A 16,087-nucleotide genomic window follows, 5' to 3' on the forward strand; every position below is an offset into this window, starting at 1 on the left:
GCTCCGTTTGCCCTCCCGTACAGGTTCGGGCTATGGCGCCGCCAGAGACAATGCGGTACAGTTTGGCAAAACTGTTATGGTCAATTGAGAAGTACAGATGGACACATCCGATCCAAAAACCGGTAGCGAAGGAACGCTTGTCGAAGCGGTCATGGTGGCGATCAGGCACAGGATTGCCGCGCGCATCCTGACGCCCGGGGCGCGGCTGCCGTCGATCCGGGCCTTCGCCGGCACGATGCAGGTGTCGAAGTCGACTGTCGTCGAAGCCTATGAGCGCCTGGCCGCCGAAGGCACGATCCGCTCGCGGCCTGGTTCGGGCTTCTACGCCGCCGGACCGCTGGCGCCACTGTCGCTGGCCGAGATCGGCCCTCGGCTCGACCGGGTCATCGATCCGCTCTGGGTCTCGCGCCAGTCCCTGGAAGCCGGCGACGAGACCCTGAAACCCGGCTGTGGCTGGCTGCCAGCCTCGTGGATGCCGCAGGCAGCGTTGCGCCGGGCGCTGCGCACAGTGGCGCGGACCGACGATGTCACGCTGGCGGACTACGGCACACCGCTCGGCCTGCCAGCGCTGCGCCAGTTGCTCGCGCGGCGCATGGCCGGGCACGGTATCGAGGCCTCGCCAGAGCAGATCATGCTGACGGAATCGGGCACGCAGGCCATCGATCTCCTCTGCCGCTTCCTACTCGAACCCGGCGACACGGTGCTGGTCGACGATCCCTGCTATTTCAACTTCCATGCCCTGTTGCGCGCTCACCGGGCCAAGGTCGTCAGCGTTCCCTACACGCCGTCGGGGCCGGATATCGAGCTGTTCGCCCAGGCGCTGGCCGAGCACCGGCCGCGCCTCTACATCACCAATTCCGCCATCCACAATCCGACCGGCGCGATCCTGTCGCCTGTCACCGCCCACCGCCTGCTCAAGCTCGCCGACCAGTCGGACCTCACCATCATCGAGGACGACATCTTCGCCGATTTCGAGCACGCGCCTGCCCCGCGCCTTGCGGCGTTCGATGGCCTCAGTCGGGTCGTCCATATCGGCAGTTTTTCCAAGACGCTTTCGGCATCGGTCCGCTGCGGCTACATCGCAGCGCCCCGCGACTGGATCGAACAACTCACCGACCTCAAGATCGCCACAACCTTCGGCGGCGGCCGGCTCGCGGCCGAACTGGTGCTGACGCTGCTCAAGGACGGCAGCTATCGCAAGCACATGGACTTGCTGCGGGCGCGGCTTTCGCGCGCCATGGGCGAAACCAGCGCCCGCCTGAAGGCGATCGGCATCACGCCCTGGATCGAGCAGCCGGCCGGCCTGTTCCTGTGGTGCAGCCTGCCGGATGGGGTGGATGGGACAGAAGTGGCCCGCCGTGCTTTGGCCGCCAACATCGTGCTCGCACCCGGCAATGCATTCAGCCTGTCGCAGACCGCCAGCCGTTTCTTGCGCTTCAACGTTGCCCAGTCGGGAGACGAGCGGATTTTCACCACGCTCGAAGCAGCGATGTCGCGTTGATGTCGTGATCACCAGTCAGCGGGAAGACGTGCAAACCTCCCGAACGCAATCCCGCAGCCAGCGCTGCGCCGGATCGGCGTCGAGGCGCGGATGCCAGAGCATGGAAATGGTGACCTCCACGGTGGTGACCGGCAGGGGAAAGCTGAACATGCCGGCACGTGCCCCGTGCGAATGCCGCTCGGGGACGCTGGCGATCAGATCGGAAGCACGCGCCATGGCAAGTGCGGCCGAGAAGCCTGACACCATGCACACCACAGTCCGCTGCAATCCGAGTTGGCTCAAAGCCTCGTCAATCGGCCCCCTTTCGCGGCCACGCCGCGAAACACTGATGTGGCGGCCGGCCGCGAAGCGCTCCGGTGTTATGGCGCCCCGGCTCAGCGGATGACCGGCCCGCACCGCACCGATGAAGCGGTCGCGGAACAGCGCCTGGATACGCACCTCGGGCCCGGTCTCACCGGCAACGCCGATCTCCAGGTCAACAGCCGCTTCGCGCAGTGAGGCGACGTCCTTGTCGGACTTTGGTGCGAAGCGCACCCGAACGCCTGGCGCATCCGCTTCGATGCGGGCGACAAGAGGGGGCCCGAACTCCTCGACGAAACCCTCATTGGTGCGCAGCGTAAACGTCCTGTCGAGACGTGAAAGGTCGAGCAGCTTTGCCGGACGCAACAACGCTTCTGCGTCCTGAACCACACGCCCTGTCTGCTGCCGCAATTCAAGTGCCCGCGGCGTCGGCACCAGGCCGCGCCCGGCGCGGACCAGCAAGGGGTCGCCCGTCGCCTCGCGCAGGCGCGCCAGCGTGCGGCTCATTGCCGAGGGGCTGAGGCGCAGCCGCTGGGCGGCCCGCGCCACGCTGCCCTCGGTCAGCAAAATGTCGAGGGCGAAGAGCAAATTGAGATCAGGCGATGCCATCGACGGATCATAACACATGACAGGGCGTTCTGTGCATGAATAAGGTGCAAATGCTGCGCCTTCCGCCATATCAACCAGAAGGCTAGATCTCCGATAGCTCCGGTTCTGGGGCTGATGGAAAGGAGATCGCCTTGGCAATCGCTGAGCAAAATCGGGACGAGCGCGTATCGGCGCGGCAACAGACGCAATCCGCAGGCTGGGCGCTGGCAAGCCTGTCGCTTGCCACGCTGCTGTCATCGCTTGGAACCAGCATCGCCAGCGTCGGCCTGCCGTCGCTGATGCAGGCGTTCGGCGCGTCTTTCCAGTCGGTGCAATGGGTTGTTCTCGCCTATCTGCTCGCCATCACCACATTGATCGTCAGCGCCGGACGGCTCGCCGACATGTTTGGTCGCCGGCCGTTGCTGCTTGGCGGCATCGCGCTGTTCACGCTCGCCTCGGTACTCTGCGGCCTGGCGCCGACGCTTTGGCTGCTGATCGCGGCGCGGGCCATGCAGGGGCTTGGCGCGGCGCTGATGATGGCGCTGACGCTGGCTTTTGTCGCCGAAACTGTGACCAAGGCCAGAACCGGCAGCGCCATGGGCCTGCTCGGCGCCATGTCGGCGATCGGCACGACACTCGGCCCCTCGCTCGGCGGCTTGTTGATCGCCGGCTTCGGCTGGCGGGCGATTTTCCTCGTCAATGTCCCGCTTGGCGTCCTGACCTTCGCTCTCGCCTGGCGTGCCTTGCCGGCACGCGGTAAGATTGCGCAGACCGATCGAGGCGAATTCGACGCGATAGGCACTGCCCTGCTCGCCCTGACGCTGGCGGCCTATGCGCTGGCCATGACGCTTGGCAGAGGCAGCTTCGGCTCCTTCAATATCGGCCTGCTGGCTGTCGCCGGCATCGGCGTCCTTCTGTTCGCCGGCGCGCAGGCGAAGGTGAAAAGCCCGTTGATCAAGCTCGCCAGCTTTCGTGACCTCGAGCTGAGCGCCAGCCTCGGCATGAGCCTCATCGTCGCCACCGTGATGATGGCGACCCTGGTCGTTGCCCCGTTCTATCTGTCTCGTGGGCTCGGGCTGGATGCCGCAATGGCCGGTCTCGTGCTGTCTACAGGGCCGCTTGTCTCGACCCTTTCAGCGCTGGTGGCCGGAAGCCTTACCGATCGCTTCGGACCCCACAGGATGATGGTCGCCGGCCTGCTCGGCCTCGCCACGGGCACTTTCCTGCTGTCGCTGGCCATGACGGAACTCGGCATTGTCAGCTATGTCGTTCCGATCAGCGTCGCCTGCATCGGCTACGCGCTGTTCCAGACGTCCAACAATGCAGCCGTCATGACCGATGTCGGTGCCGGCGAACGCGGAGTCGTTTCCGGCCTGCTCAACCTGTCGCGCAATCTTGGTCTGATCACCGGTGCATCGTTGATGGGCGCCATCTTCGCCGCAGCGTCGGCTGGCGGCACGGACGAGACGATGTTGGGCTCTGCGGCAGCCGCCCGGGGCATGCAGGTCACCTTCCAGGCGGCTACGGTGCTTGCGCTGGTCGCGCTCAGCCTCGCGGTGCTCTCCTGGCGCACCGTCGCGAAGCGTCAGGCGCAGGCATAGGGCTCAGGCCCCTGCCCGCTTGCGGCGCTCGTAGAGCATCACCAGCGTCTCGGCGGTCAAGGCCGGCTTCGGCTCGCCTTCGATCTCGACCGTGTTGGCGGCCTTCATCAGATATTGGCCGGGACCTCTGTCCTCCATCGACAGCAGCGTCGTGCGCAGCCTGATGCGGGCGCCGACCCGGACCGGCGCCAGGAAGCGCACCTTGTCGAAGCCGTAATTGAAGGCGGCCTGCGTGTTTTCGGGCACGATGCCCATGCCGAGCGCCAGCGCGCCGATGATCGACAGCGTCAGATAGCCATGCGCGATCGTGGTGCGGAACGGGCTTTGCCGTTTCGCTCTTTCAGGGTCGACATGGATCCATTGATGATCGCCTGTGCATTCGGCAAACTGGTCGATGCGGTACTGATCGACCGTCGTCCACTCCGACACGCCAAGCTCCTGCCCGGCCATCGTCCTCAACTGCTCGAAGGTCGGCGGCGTCCTCGGCCGTTCTTCCGTCATTCCTGCATTCCCGATCGTTCCGCCTGTCTCCGGACCACGAACCGGCAGTCTCTGTCAATTCGCCGCGAGCGATTCCACTTCATCATCCTCAGGCGCGTCAGGGTTCATTTCCGCGCACGAAAGGCCTGCGGCTGGACATTTCCAGCTGCCTCGATGGTCTTCATCCCAAGCTTCAAGGGCAATCGTCGAACCAGGAAAAAACGGCTTTGGTACGGAAGCGACTATTTCTTCTCGTAGCCGGAGCGGATTTCCGCCATCGCTTCCTTGATGCGCTCGCGCAGGATCTCGACGGATTCGGTGCCGGATTTCCGGACCAGCTCGGACACCTCGCCGGCATTCTTGAGCGCGGTTTCGAAGGATTTCCGCGCGAACTCCGCCTGCTTGGCCATCAGTTCCTGCGGATTGCCCGGCGCCCGGTAGTTCTGCGCCATGTCGGCGACTTCGCGCAGCGTGTCCTGCAGCATCTCGCGCTGCCTGGAGAACAGCGAGGTCGCTCCGGCAGCACCGGCTCTCGCCGATTTCTCCAGCGCTTCGAGGTTTTTGCGATGGTGGCTGAGGATCGCTTCTATATCGACATTCGGCACCTTCAGGTCACGGCCGAATCTGCTGAACATGTCCAGGAACGAGTCGGATTCCGGTTGTTTTGCCATAGTCGTTTGCTCCCCAGTCTGCCGCGAATACTAACCCTCATGGAAGAATAGAGCATGACGCGCCCGCGTCAATTGACGAGGAACAATCGCTCCGCCGCATAAAGCATTATGCCGGCAAGTCCGCCGATGACCATGCCGTTGAAGCGGATGTATTGCAGGTCGCGGCCGATGTTCATTTCGATCAGCCGGGTGAGCTGGGCAAGGTCCCAGCGCCTGACCTGGTCGGCGATGAATTTCGACACCCCGCTCTTCTGGTTTTCGACGAAGGAGGACAGCGCCACGACGAACCCCTGGTTCATGTCGGCCCTGATCTGCACGTCGCTGGCCAGATGGCGGCCCACCTCGACGAACATGGCCGCGAGATGGACGCGGATCATCGAATTCGGCGCCTTGGCATCCTGCTCGATGAACAGGCTGAGGCTCTCCCACATGTCGCCGGCCAGTGACTTCACCTCCGGCCTTGCCAGGAAATCGCGCTTCAGCTGCTCGGCGCGCCTGGCATATTGCTTCGAGGTCCTCAGCCGTTTTATGAAGGTTCGCACGAAACGGTCGAATTCGGCGCGCATCGGGTGATCGGGATCGGCCCGCACCTCGTCGAGCAGCGAGCCGGCGGAGGCAACGATCTTCTTCAAAAGATAGGCGTCGGCACGAAACAGGTTGAACAGCGACGGCAGTTCCTCGCGGATCTTCTCGCGCATGGTCGCCAGCGCCTCCTCGTCGTTCAGGAAGCGGCCGATCACCCTTGTGAATTCGTCGAACAGTTTCTGGTGGCGGCGGTCGTCGGTCAGTGCCGACAGCAATTCCGCGGCCAGCGGTGCCAGCGGCACCTTGTTGATTTGCTCCAGCATGCGGCTGGTGACGAAACCGCGCAGGCCGGATTGCTCGATCGCTGTGAGCGTCTGCGGCACCAGACGGGCGACGAAGCGCGACAGGCCGGCGGCGCGCTCGGCATCAGCCAGCCAGTCGGCGACCAAAGCCGAAAAGTCGACCTCGGCCAGTTTCTCGCGCACCGGCTCGGGCGCCAGGAAATTGACCTCGATGAAGCGGCCGAGATTGTCGGCGATACGGTTCTGGTTCTCCGGGATGATGGCGGTGTGCGGGATTGGCAGGCCGAGCGGCCGCTTGAACAGCGCCACCACCGCATACCAGTCGGCCAGCCCGCCGATGGTCGCCGCCTCGGCGAAGGCGGCGACAAAGCCAAGCCATGGGTAGGTGCCCTCGAACGACTTGGCAAGGGCAAAGACGAGGACGCAGAGCACCAGCGCCGCGGTGGCCGCGAACTTGGTGCGCCTCAGCGCCGAGAGCTTCACTTCGGCATCGATGTCGATGCGAACGGGGGCAGCCGGGGCAAGAACCTGGACTGGTGGTGACATGGGTCGAGCCGCTCCTGATCGGTGTTGCGATCTTATTTAGGATCGGTCCCGGCCAAATGCCCGCGACACGCCATCCGGGTCACAAATCCGCGCGGTCATGCACATAAAGTTGACGAACTTGTTCATCTATTATGCGCCGCCAGTCTGGAATTGTTCCAAGGTATAGGCCATATTGGACTCAAGCTACTGCTTCGTGAGGACAAAATGCGGCTTACGCGCCAGACCAATTACGCCATGCGCATCCTTATGTATTGCGCCGCCAACAGCGATCGGCTGAGCCGCATCCCCGAGATCGCAGCCGCCTATTCGGTGTCGGAGCTTTTCCTGTTCAAGATCCTGCAGCCGCTGGTCGAGCATGGTCTGGTCGAGACGGTGCGCGGCAGGAATGGCGGCGTCAGGCTTGGCCGCGCCGCCGAGCAGATCAGCCTGTTCGACGTCGTGCGGGTGACGGAAGAGAGCTTCGCCATGGCCGAGTGCTTCGAGAACGACGCGGCCGAGTGCCCGCTGGTCGACAGCTGCGCGCTGAATTCGGCGCTGCGCGAGGCGCTCAACGCCTTCTTTGCCGTGCTGTCGCGCTATACGATCGCCGACCTGGTGGCGGCGCGCCCGAACGTGCGCCAATTGCTTGGCATCGACATGCTGGTTCAGCGCGCTCCGGCCGCCTGATCCTCTGGCCTGTCGCTAAGCGGCCGATTGCGGCAGCACGAACGGCACGTTGCCCGCCGGCAGCACGCCGACCTTCAGCCGGCAATCGAAGACTTTTTCGATCAGCTCGTCGCTGAGCACATCCTGCGGCGCGCCGGCGGCGGCCAGCCGTCCGCGATGCATGACATGGATGTGGTCGGCATACATGGCCGTCAGGTTGAGGTCGTGCAGGATGGCGATCACGCCGCCGCCGTGTCTGGCGAAGTCGCGGGCGATGTTCATGATGATCAGCTGGTGTTTGATGTCGAGGCTGGAAACCGGCTCGTCGAGAAACAGGTAGCGCGGTTTGCCGTCCAGGACCGGCGCCCAGACCTGGCACAACACGCGCGCAAGCTGGACGCGCTGCTGCTCGCCGCCCGAAAGCTCCTGGTAGAAACGCCCGGCAGAACCCTCGAGGTCGACACGCGCCAGCGCTCGTTCGGGCAGTCGCGCATCCTCGCCTGGCAAGACGCCCGAGCGGCCGCCGACAAGGCCAAGCTTGACCACCTCTCGCACCGTAAACGGGAAGGACAGCGTCGTCGCCTGCGGCAGCACCGCTCGCTGCGTCGCGGCCTCGACCGGCCTCATCGCCGACATGTCGCGGCCGTTGAGGGCAATGCTGCCCGTATAGACAAGCTCTCCCGACAGGGCCTTGAGGAAGGTCGTCTTGCCGGACCCGTTGGGGCCGACAATCGCGGCCACTTCGCCCGGCCGCGCCTCGAAATCGACACCGGTAACGATAGGTTTGCCAGCGATCGCCACCGAAACATCCCTTGCCTCGATCATCCGGGCCTCACAGGTCGACGATGCCGCGCTTGCGCAGCAGGATCCAGAGGAAGAATGGCGCGCCGGCGATCGCGGTGACGATGCCGATAGGCAGCTCGGCCGGCGCGACAATGGTGCGGGCAACGGCGTCCGCCAGCAAAAGCAGCGAGGCGCCGAGCAAGGCCGAAGCCGGCAGCAGATAGCGATTGTCGGGCCCGATCAAAAGCCGCAGCAGATGCGGCACGACAATGCCGACGAAGCCGATGCCGCCGCTGACGGCGACGGAGGCGCCAACCGCCGCCGAGACGCCGACGATGGCCGTGTATTTCAGCCGCTGTACCGGAATGCCGAGATGGCCGGCGGTCGCCTCGCCGAGCGCCAGCGCATTGAGGCCCCGCGCCAGGAACGGCATCGCCGCCAGCGCCAGCCCGATGACCGGCCCGACGGAACCGATCTTCTGCCAGGTCGCGCCGGCCAGTGAGCCGAGCTGCCAGAAAGTCAGGTCGCGCAGCTGCCGGTCATCGGCCATGAAGATCAGGATGCCGGTCAGCGCCATGGCAAGCGCCGCCAGCGCGATACCGGCGAGCAGCATGGTGGCAATCGAGGTTTGCCCGCGCCGCGTGGCAACCTGATAAAGCACCAGTGTCGTGGCAAGACCGCCGACGAAGGCCGCCAGCGGCAGCGCAAGCGTACCGAGCAAGGCGGTTACCGGCGCCAGGACTGTCGCGCCAAGCACGATGACAGCGACCGCGCCGAGGCTGGAGCCTGCCGAGACGCCGATGAGGCCGGGGTCGGCGAGCGGATTGCGGAAAAGCCCTTGCATCACCGCGCCAGACACAGCGAGTGCCGCCCCGATCAGCACGCCGAGCAGCACGCGCGGCATGCGGATATCCCAGACGATCAGCTGGTCGCGGGCGTTCAACGCCGCGTCGCCCGGCACCGAACCGAACAGCCAGTCGCCGATGACGCCGACGGCCGAGGCGTCGGACGCGCCTGAGGTCAGTGACAGGAAAATCGAGATGCCGAGCGCCTGGCACAAAAGCAAGATGACGAGGCGCGCACGCGCCGAGCGGTCGCCTTCGGCTGCCGTCGCCATCCCGCCCGCCACGCCGGCGATCGACTGATCCGCCATCCGCTCAGTCCGTGACCTGGCCGCCATAAAGCGAGACTGCGAGGTCATGGATGGCGTCGGCCGTGCGCGGCCCGAAGCCGAGCAGATAACCGCCATCCATCCGGACCACCTTGCGAGTGATCCCCGCCGGCGTCGAGGCGATGGACGGGTGCGAAAACAACTCGTCGTCGGATACGGCCGGTCCGGCATTCTCCATCATCAGGATGACATCAGGCCTGGCGGTGATGATCGCCTCGTCCGACATTTGCTTGTAGCCGGAAAAGCCCTCTACCGCGTTGACGGCGCCGGCCAGCTTGACGATGCCGTCGGCGGCGGTCTCGCTGCCGGCCGCAAGGACCTTGCCGCCCTGTATCGACAGTACGAACAGGATGCGCTTGCGCTCCTTAATCGAAGCGGTCTGGTTCTCCGCCGCCTTCAGCTTGGCGTCGACTTCGGCCGCGAGTTTCTCGGCTTTGTCTTCGGCGCCAAGCGCCTTGCCGACGATGCGTATCTTTTCGAGGATGCCCTCATGGCTGTAGCGCTCCGGCACCTCTATGAAAGGGATGCTGGTTTTCTTCAGCACGTCGACGGCTTCCTTCGGGCCGCTGCCATGCAGCGCCAGGATTCCCGACGGATTGACCGACAGCACGCCTTCCGGCGACAGCTGACGCATATAGCCGACATCAGGCAGTTGGAGCGCCGCCTCGGGATAGCGGCTTGTCGAGTCGCGCGCGACCAAATGGCTCTGCTGGCCAAGCGCATAGACGATCTCGGTGATCGAACCGCCGATCGCCGCGACCCTGGATGTGTCGGCAAAGGCGGCAACGGTTTCGCTCGCGCGGGCCGGCAAGGCGGCGAGAAGCAGCGAGAGGCCGATCGCCGGGACAAGCGTCGCACGAAACAACCGGGGCAATGAAATCATCGTCATGTTTCCTTAGAGCAATTCCAGGAAAAGTCCGTCGCGGCTTTCCGCCCGGAATTGTGTAAAAACAAAGAGTTAGAGCGGCTCAACCATTCTATCAAACGTTGAACCGCTCTAGGCCGCGGTCGGGCTTGGGATGCGCGGCAGGTTCTCGGCCAGGAAGCGCCAGTCGTCGCGCTCGCCCTCGCCCTCATGGCGCTTGCCGAAGAACTGGATGATCATCTTGCCGTCGGCGCCATAAACCTCGAGCGACGTCACATGGCCGTCCTTGGTCGGCTTGCGCACGGCCCAGACCTCGTGGATGTGGTCGGTCCGCAGATGCAGATGGAAGGTCTCGTCGAGCACATTGATCCAAGGCCCCATCGGCTTGATCGACTTGACCGGGCCGGAATGGATCTGGATGCAGCCGCGATTGCCGACAAAGCACATGATCGGCATTTCACCGGCGGCGGCATGATGGAACATGGCGCTGACAGCGTCGTTGTCGACCAGCCAGGCATAGTCCTGGCCGACCATGCGCACCGCCTGGCGGCGGCTGAGCTTGAGCGTCTTCAGCATGCCGAAGAACTGGTGCACGTCGGTCAGCCTGCTCCACTGATCGCGCAGATCGTCGACACTGGTAACGGCACCCTGAACCTCGTTCTCCTCCTCGGCGCCGCTTGCCGAGACCGCCACGGTCGGTTCCTGGTTCGACGATTCCAGCCCCGCCACCAGCTTCTGATAGGCGTAGAGGTTGGATGCGGGCCGCAGATGCACCTTGTGCACGGCTTCGCCGGCCGCGTCGAAGAACTGCAGGCTGCGGCGGATGTCGCCGCCATCGCGCTTTTCGACGGCAAAGCCATGCGCCCAGACTTTCGGGAAGATGCGCAGGTCTATGTTCTCGCCGAGCACCATGGCATTGTGGTTGCCGGTGACGACCTTGTCGTAGACGCCTATCTTCTCGTGCACCGCGCTTTCGTTGCGGGTCAGCGCCATCACCTCGCCAACGGCTTCGAGGCCGGTCAGGAGATCGTTGACGCGCGGCTCGACGCGAACCACGCCTTCGCCGCAATGCGCCGCGACGAGTTCGGCCTCCGAAATGCCGAGCTCGGCGGCGAGGTCGCGCTCGCGCGTTTTGGGATTGTCTTCCCGCGCCCGCCGGATTTCATGCGGGGAAGGTTTCACGCGCTGGTCCATGTCGGTACCTTACTTGTTGAGGATAAGCTTGCCCTGGCGGGTGATCTTCAGCCGGTAGAGCGCGCCATGATGCTCGATGCCGATCTCGTGCTCGCCCTGGAACAGCGTGTTGCTGGACAAGGTCCGCACCGCCAGCGGAGCCCGGTCGAAACGGGCTGATGTGTCGTCGGAGCGGCGGACGCGATAGCGGAAGTCACTGGGATTGTGCGTGTTCATCAGGTCGGTCCCTTTCCTGTGCCGGCCACCTGGCCGGGCGCCTGCGTAAAATGCCGATTCATTTCTTGACTTGAATAATCATGTTTACTAGTCAGTGCAATACCGGACTAAATGAGTCAACATTTAAGACGCCGGATGCAATGAAAAATGCCAGCGAGCCGCGGGCCAGCCAGCATCGAACCTGGATTTTTGGAGTTGGGGCATGGGGTTGGCGAATTGGGGACTGGGTCTGGCGGACAGCGCGGGCCCGGCGCATCGATCGATGGCAAAGGGAGTGGCCGTATTGCTGGCAGGTGCGGCGGCAATCGCATTGCTCGCACCGCCCGCCAATGCCCAGCAGGCGGCCCAACCGGCGGCTGACCAGACGGATGAGGCGAAGACGGAAGAGCCCAAGCCTGCCGAGGCAGGCGCAACACTGCTCGACAGGATCCTTGTCATAAGCCGCACCGGCGAAACGGCGATCGAATCGCTGGCCTCGGCCAGCCATGTCGACCGCGAACAGCTCGACCGCCGCATGGCGACGACGCCGAACGAAATGCTGCTCCGCGTGCCGGGCGTCGCGGTACAGGCCGACGCGCGGCGCGTCAGCTCCAGCATCAACATCCGCGGCCTGCAGGATTTCGGCCGCGTCGCGGTGATAGTCGACGGCGCCCGCCAGAATTTCCAGCGCTCCGACCACGGCACGCAATCGACCTTCTATGTCGATCCCGAGCTCATCAAGTCCGTCGACGTCATCCGCGGCCCGGTCGCCAACACCTATGGTTCCGGCGCCATCGGCGGCGTCGTCTTCTTCGACACCAAGGACGCCGAGGACTTCCTCAAGCCTGAGGAAACCTGGGCCGGCTCCGTCACCGGGCGCTACGAAAGCAACGGCAAGGGCTGGACCACCAGCGCCAGCGGCGCTTACCGCTTCAACGAAAACTGGGATGTGCTGGGCAACATCGTCTACCGCAACTATGACGACTACAAGAATGGCGGCGGCGACACCGTTGCCGGCACCGGCTTCGACGTGCTGAGCGGCCTGCTCAAGACCACGATCCGCCCCAGCGAAAACAGCGAATTGAAGCTCGGCTGGGTCGGCTCGAGCGACGGATGGACAGAGACCAGCGGCGGCGTGCCGGCGAACGATGTCGACTTGAAGTCGAACACCTTCACCGCTCGCTACAACATCACCGACGACGCCAAGAGCTGGCTCGACCTCCACATCAACACCTCCTACAACAAGACCAACCTCGATCTGACGACCCTTGTTGCACAAAACCGGTTCGATCCGGTCACCGGCCTTCCCGTTGTGCTGCCGGCGGGCTCGATATCGACCTTCGATGTCGGCACCACAGGCATCGACATCTGGAACACGTCACGTTTCGAGACCGCGGGCATCGCGCATGAGTTGACCTATGGCGGCGACTGGGTGGGCGACAATGTCGAGACGGGCGGCACGGCCGGCGGCGACAGTTTTTACACGCCGTCGGGCAAGCGCAACGTCTCCGGCGCTTACGTCCAGGACAAGCTGACCTGGGACTGGCTCGAAGTCATCACCGGCCTGCGCTATGACAACTACAGCCTGAAGGACTCGAGCAACGAAACATCCGGCGACAGGCTGTCGCCGCGCATCACCGTCGGTGTCTCGCCATTCGAAAGCGCCGGCCTTGCCGGTCTGCAGTTCTACGGCACCTACGCGGAAGGCTACCGGTCGCCGTCGCTGACCGAAACGCTGATCAGCGGCAACCATCCGGCCGGCGTCAGCTTCCCGTTCCTGCCCAATCCCAATCTGCGGCCCGAAACCGGCAAGACCACCGAGTTCGGTATCAACTACAAGCAGAACGACATTCTCGAAGCCGGCGACGCGCTGCGACTGAAGGCCGCCTACTTCAACAACAATGTCGACGACTACATCGAGGGCGTGACGCTCTCGCCCTTCGACCCGACCAGCGGTTGCCCATTCGGCCCGGGCATTCCGATCTGCTTCCAGTACCAGAACTTCGCCAAGGCCAAGATCAACGGCTTCGAACTGGAAAGCGTCTACGACGCCGGCTGGGGTTATGCCGGGCTCTCGGCCTCGATCATCAACGGTCACACCTTCTCGTATGAAGGCGAGCGGGCCGACCTCGCCACCATCCCGTCCTCCCAGGTGACGGCGCAGCTTGGCGTTCGCTTCCTCGAAGACAAGCTGACCGTCGGCGGCGAAGTGCAATACAACGGCAAGCCCAAGGGCAATCCAGTGGCCAAGGACTATACGCTGGTCAACGCCTTTGCCAGCTACCAGGCGACCGACAATTTGAAGGTGGACTTCCGCGCCGACAATTTGTTCGACGTCAAATACGCCAACCCGCTGAACGGAAGCACCACCGCCGTCCTCTACGAACCCGGCGTCACGCTGAAGCTGGCGGCGACCATGCGCTTTGGAGGCTGACGAATGAACTTGACGACATTGCTTCGTCTGCTGACCTCGGCGCTGGCGATGTCGCTTGCGACGGTGCCGGCGTGGACTCAGTCCGCGCCGGCCCCTGTCCTCACCCTCGAACTCAACGGCGCGCAGCCCTCCGAGAAGGGCTGCCGGCTGACCTTCGTCGTCAACAATGCACTCGGCGCCGATCTTTCCAAGGCGGCATTCGAGATCGCGCTGTTCAACGACGCCGGCGTCGTCGACCGGCTGACCGTCCTCGATTTCAAGGACTTGCCCAACGGTAAGACCAAGGTAACCCGCTTCGACCTTGCAGGAACGGACTGCGCCAAGGTCAGCCGCGTGCTGATCAACAGCGCGACCGAATGCGCGGGCAGCGGCGTCGAGCCAAGCGCCTGCATGCGCGGGCTGAAGACCGAGACAAAGACCGGCATTGCTTTCGGGGTCTGAGGGCGACAGTGGGACTGCATTCCGCCTTCATGCAAGACGCAGTGGCTTGGCCCGTCTCCAGTCCGCTGCCATGGCAGGCAATCGATCTTGATTTGACAATACCACGTCGCCCGCGGCAGTTCTCGCCGCGAGACATGCAGGAAATCAGCCCCCTCCCCGACGACGCCGGCAACGAACCGGCGATTGCGCCGCCCGAGCCGCTTGCGCGGCCGGCGGCCGATCGCAAATGGACGGTGGCGATCGCTGCCTCCTGCCTGCTGCACGCGGCGGCCCTGGCGGCGTTCCTGATCGCACCCGCCGGAACATTTGAGACCGGGGACGCAATACAGTCAGAAGGCTCCGATCAATCGGGCGCCGACGTCGTCGGCACCGCTTTGGAAAGCCGGCCGCCTGACGCGATCGATGTTACCTTGGTGGCCGATCCGCAGCCGGCCAAGCCCGAAGCCGTTCAACCAGCGCCGCCGACCGAGGCGGCCCAACCCGTAAGGCAGGAGGCAACGCCTGAGCCTCCCTCGGAAGTCGCCGAAGAGGCTGCGCCGGACACACTGACGGCCGCCATTCCGAATGATCAAAGTGTCGCCCCAGCGGCTGAGACGCCGGCACCATCGGCGGTTCAACCGCAAAGTTCAGAGGCGCCGCCCGCCGACGAGCCTCCTGTTGACTTGCCTGCTGCCAAGGCCCCGGTTCCAAGCCCGAGGCCGAGCCCATCAGAATCGGTAGACGCTGGCGCGACAGATGGCGAGGAACGTGACGCGCTAGCGGCGGCCAGCAAGGGTAAAAAACAAGGCGCGGCCGGCAATGCGATGGAATCCGGTTACAGCGTTGAAGTTCAGAACAAGCTTGTCCGCGCCAACCGCCGCGTTTCCAAAGAGGTTCAGGCGAAGGCTGTCAACAATGCCAGGGTGGTTTTCGTCGTCATGGCCGATGGCAGCATCGGCGACTTGCAGCTTGCCGAAAGCTCGGGGTCGGATGAGCTCGACCAATTCGCTTTGAAACTGGTGCGCCAGCAAGCCCCGTTCCCGCCCATCCCACCCGAGACCGGCATGTCAAGCTGGGTGTTCAGGGCGCGGATCGGTCCGTTCTAGAGCCCCTCGCTTTTCCGTTTCAAAACCATCGCCAAACGTTACAATCCACTGGAAAGGAACCCCATGTACATCGCCATGAACCGCTTCAAGGTCCAGAACGGCTCGGAAACCGCCTTCGAGGACGTCTGGAAGAACCGTGATTCCAGCCTTTCGGAGATGCAAGGTTTTCGGGAATTCCATCTGCTGCGCGGCCCGGTCAACGAAGCTGAAGGCTACACGCTGTTTGCCTCGCACACGGTGTGGGCGAGCCACGATGATTTCGTCGCCTGGACCAAGTCGGAGAATTTCCGCGCCGCGCACCACAACACCGGCACGACGAAAGTTCATTATCTCGGCCATCCGCAATTCGAGGGCTTTTCCGTCGTCGAAGGCGCCTGACATGGCAACACCTGCCGAAGATCCCGCCCGCAGCATCCCGGTCCTGCCCACGCCCGACATCGCTGCGACGCGCGATTTCTATTGCGATGAACTCGGTTTCGGCATCGTCGGGCCGGAGATGGACGACTATCTGATCGTGCGCCGTGGCGAAATCGAGATCCATTTCTGGAAGAGCGACGACCGCAAGCTGCCCGAAGTCTCGTCCTGCTACATCAGGGGTGGCGAGGTGCCGGCGCTGCACGCCGAATTTTCGGCGCGCCGCGTTGAAAAGCTCAGTCCCTTCACCGTTCGGCCATGGAACATGACGGAGTTCTACCTCCGGGACCCGCATGGCAATCTGCTGAAATTCGGCTGCGCGCCCGAGGAGATCTGAAGCTTCGCC

17 protein-coding genes are annotated in these 16,087 nt (G+C 64.0%); 8 read left to right on the forward strand and 9 right to left on the reverse strand.

Features of this window, described 5'->3' with window-relative positions:
• The first annotated feature begins 97 nt into the window (after positions 1 to 97).
• A complete protein-coding gene (locus tag DH08_RS33755) occupies positions 98 to 1,501 on the forward strand; it encodes an aminotransferase-like domain-containing protein (RefSeq protein ID WP_192183530.1) in 1,404 nt (467 codons plus the stop codon).
• Positions 1,502 to 1,516: 15 nt separating this feature from the next.
• Here DH08_RS33755 and DH08_RS33760 read toward each other — a convergent pair whose 3' ends face one another.
• On the reverse strand, positions 1,517 to 2,410 hold the full coding sequence (locus DH08_RS33760) for a LysR family transcriptional regulator (RefSeq protein ID WP_192183531.1): 894 nt from the start codon (positions 2,408 to 2,410) through the stop codon (positions 1,517 to 1,519).
• 131 nt (positions 2,411 to 2,541) lie between these two features.
• Here DH08_RS33760 and DH08_RS33765 point away from each other — a divergent pair, with 131 nt between their 5' ends.
• Positions 2,542 to 3,990 carry an MFS transporter gene (locus tag DH08_RS33765; protein WP_192183532.1) on the forward strand — a complete coding sequence of 483 codons (1,449 nt, stop codon included), beginning with the start codon at positions 2,542 to 2,544 and terminating at the stop codon, positions 3,988 to 3,990.
• A 3-nt stretch (positions 3,991 to 3,993) separates the two neighbouring features.
• On the opposite strand, the gene DH08_RS33770 is transcribed toward DH08_RS33765, so the two are convergent.
• The 3 genes from DH08_RS33770 to DH08_RS33780 all read right to left on the reverse strand — a co-directional run bounded on the left by DH08_RS33770 (position 3,994) and on the right by DH08_RS33780 (position 6,514).
• Positions 3,994 to 4,491 carry a MaoC family dehydratase gene (locus tag DH08_RS33770; RefSeq protein ID WP_192183533.1) on the reverse strand — a complete coding sequence of 166 codons (498 nt, stop codon included), beginning with the start codon at positions 4,489 to 4,491 and terminating at the stop codon, positions 3,994 to 3,996.
• 221 nt (positions 4,492 to 4,712) lie between these two features.
• Entirely contained in the window at positions 4,713 to 5,141 is a 429-nt protein-coding gene (locus DH08_RS33775; protein WP_192183534.1) for a phasin family protein, read from the reverse strand.
• Positions 5,142 to 5,209: 68 nt separating this feature from the next.
• Positions 5,210 to 6,514 carry a DUF445 domain-containing protein gene (locus tag DH08_RS33780; protein WP_192183535.1) on the reverse strand — a complete coding sequence of 435 codons (1,305 nt, stop codon included), beginning with the start codon at positions 6,512 to 6,514 and terminating at the stop codon, positions 5,210 to 5,212.
• 204 nt (positions 6,515 to 6,718) lie between these two features.
• On the opposite strand from DH08_RS33780, the gene rirA reads away from it, so the two are divergent.
• Positions 6,719 to 7,180: an iron-responsive transcriptional regulator RirA gene (rirA, locus tag DH08_RS33785; RefSeq protein ID WP_006203413.1), complete on the forward strand. Its 462-nt coding sequence runs from the start codon at positions 6,719 to 6,721 to the stop codon at positions 7,178 to 7,180.
• Positions 7,181 to 7,195: 15 nt separating this feature from the next.
• On the opposite strand, the gene DH08_RS33790 is transcribed toward rirA, so the two are convergent.
• The 5 genes from DH08_RS33790 to hemP all read right to left on the reverse strand — a co-directional run bounded on the left by DH08_RS33790 (position 7,196) and on the right by hemP (position 11,388).
• On the reverse strand, positions 7,196 to 7,984 hold the full coding sequence (locus DH08_RS33790) for a heme ABC transporter ATP-binding protein (protein ID WP_192183536.1): 789 nt from the start codon (positions 7,982 to 7,984) through the stop codon (positions 7,196 to 7,198).
• Between the two features lie 7 nt (positions 7,985 to 7,991).
• Positions 7,992 to 9,095, reverse strand: coding sequence for a FecCD family ABC transporter permease (locus DH08_RS33795; RefSeq protein WP_192183537.1), 1,104 nt, complete (start codon positions 9,093 to 9,095; stop codon positions 7,992 to 7,994).
• A 4-nt stretch (positions 9,096 to 9,099) separates the two neighbouring features.
• Positions 9,100 to 9,996, reverse strand: a complete 897-nt coding sequence (locus DH08_RS33800; protein WP_428339759.1) for a heme/hemin ABC transporter substrate-binding protein — start codon at positions 9,994 to 9,996, stop codon at positions 9,100 to 9,102.
• A 114-nt stretch (positions 9,997 to 10,110) separates the two neighbouring features.
• The gene (locus DH08_RS33805; RefSeq protein WP_192183539.1) at positions 10,111 to 11,172 is read right to left on the reverse strand and encodes a hemin-degrading factor; all 1,062 of its coding nucleotides are present in this window, start codon (positions 11,170 to 11,172) and stop codon (positions 10,111 to 10,113) included.
• 9 nt (positions 11,173 to 11,181) lie between these two features.
• The gene (hemP, locus tag DH08_RS33810) at positions 11,182 to 11,388 is read right to left on the reverse strand and encodes a hemin uptake protein HemP (RefSeq protein ID WP_192183540.1); all 207 of its coding nucleotides are present in this window, start codon (positions 11,386 to 11,388) and stop codon (positions 11,182 to 11,184) included.
• Positions 11,389 to 11,650: 262 nt separating this feature from the next.
• On the opposite strand from hemP, the gene DH08_RS33815 reads away from it, so the two are divergent.
• From DH08_RS33815 to DH08_RS33835, 5 genes are all read left to right on the forward strand, one after another.
• Complete coding sequence (locus DH08_RS33815; protein WP_246801196.1) at positions 11,651 to 13,801, forward strand: TonB-dependent hemoglobin/transferrin/lactoferrin family receptor; 2,151 nt, start codon at positions 11,651 to 11,653, stop codon at positions 13,799 to 13,801.
• Between the two features lie 3 nt (positions 13,802 to 13,804).
• Entirely contained in the window at positions 13,805 to 14,242 is a 438-nt protein-coding gene (locus DH08_RS33820) for a hypothetical protein (RefSeq protein WP_192183542.1), read from the forward strand.
• A gap of 134 nt (positions 14,243 to 14,376) precedes the next feature.
• Positions 14,377 to 15,327 carry an energy transducer TonB family protein gene (locus tag DH08_RS33825; RefSeq protein WP_192183543.1) on the forward strand — a complete coding sequence of 317 codons (951 nt, stop codon included), beginning with the start codon at positions 14,377 to 14,379 and terminating at the stop codon, positions 15,325 to 15,327.
• A gap of 63 nt (positions 15,328 to 15,390) precedes the next feature.
• The gene (hmuQ, locus tag DH08_RS33830) at positions 15,391 to 15,705 is read left to right on the forward strand and encodes a heme-degrading protein HmuQ (protein ID WP_192183544.1); all 315 of its coding nucleotides are present in this window, start codon (positions 15,391 to 15,393) and stop codon (positions 15,703 to 15,705) included.
• Position 15,706: 1 nt separating this feature from the next.
• Complete coding sequence (locus DH08_RS33835; RefSeq protein ID WP_192183545.1) at positions 15,707 to 16,078, forward strand: bleomycin resistance protein; 372 nt, start codon at positions 15,707 to 15,709, stop codon at positions 16,076 to 16,078.
• Positions 16,079 to 16,087: the final 9 nt, after the last annotated feature.

It is taken from the genome of Mesorhizobium amorphae (assembly GCF_014843845.1).
Lineage (GTDB): Bacteria > Pseudomonadota > Alphaproteobacteria > Rhizobiales > Rhizobiaceae > Mesorhizobium > Mesorhizobium amorphae_A.

Excerpts from the sequence above, each read along its gene's own strand:
- DH08_RS33825 (WP_192183543.1), top strand. The coding sequence starts at position 14,377 with ATGCAGGAAATCAGCCCCCTCCCCGACGACGCCGGCAACGAACCGGCG.
- DH08_RS33795 (WP_192183537.1), bottom strand. The coding sequence starts at position 9,095 with ATGGCGGATCAGTCGATCGCCGGCGTGGCGGGCGGGATGGCGACGGCA.
- DH08_RS33790 (WP_192183536.1), bottom strand. The coding sequence starts at position 7,984 with ATGATCGAGGCAAGGGATGTTTCGGTGGCGATCGCTGGCAAACCTATC.
- DH08_RS33820 (WP_192183542.1), top strand. The coding sequence starts at position 13,805 with ATGAACTTGACGACATTGCTTCGTCTGCTGACCTCGGCGCTGGCGATG.
- DH08_RS33760 (WP_192183531.1), bottom strand. The coding sequence starts at position 2,410 with ATGGCATCGCCTGATCTCAATTTGCTCTTCGCCCTCGACATTTTGCTG.
- rirA (WP_006203413.1), top strand. The coding sequence starts at position 6,719 with ATGCGGCTTACGCGCCAGACCAATTACGCCATGCGCATCCTTATGTAT.
- DH08_RS33780 (WP_192183535.1), bottom strand. The coding sequence starts at position 6,514 with ATGTCACCACCAGTCCAGGTTCTTGCCCCGGCTGCCCCCGTTCGCATC.
- DH08_RS33770 (WP_192183533.1), bottom strand. The coding sequence starts at position 4,491 with ATGACGGAAGAACGGCCGAGGACGCCGCCGACCTTCGAGCAGTTGAGG.
- DH08_RS33815 (WP_246801196.1), top strand. The coding sequence starts at position 11,651 with ATGGCAAAGGGAGTGGCCGTATTGCTGGCAGGTGCGGCGGCAATCGCA.
- DH08_RS33805 (WP_192183539.1), bottom strand. The coding sequence starts at position 11,172 with ATGGACCAGCGCGTGAAACCTTCCCCGCATGAAATCCGGCGGGCGCGG.
- DH08_RS33775 (WP_192183534.1), bottom strand. The coding sequence starts at position 5,141 with ATGGCAAAACAACCGGAATCCGACTCGTTCCTGGACATGTTCAGCAGA.
- hemP (WP_192183540.1), bottom strand. The coding sequence starts at position 11,388 with ATGAACACGCACAATCCCAGTGACTTCCGCTATCGCGTCCGCCGCTCC.
- hmuQ (WP_192183544.1), top strand. The coding sequence starts at position 15,391 with ATGTACATCGCCATGAACCGCTTCAAGGTCCAGAACGGCTCGGAAACC.
- DH08_RS33835 (WP_192183545.1), top strand. The coding sequence starts at position 15,707 with ATGGCAACACCTGCCGAAGATCCCGCCCGCAGCATCCCGGTCCTGCCC.
- DH08_RS33755 (WP_192183530.1), top strand. The coding sequence starts at position 98 with ATGGACACATCCGATCCAAAAACCGGTAGCGAAGGAACGCTTGTCGAA.
- DH08_RS33800 (WP_428339759.1), bottom strand. The coding sequence starts at position 9,996 with ATGATTTCATTGCCCCGGTTGTTTCGTGCGACGCTTGTCCCGGCGATC.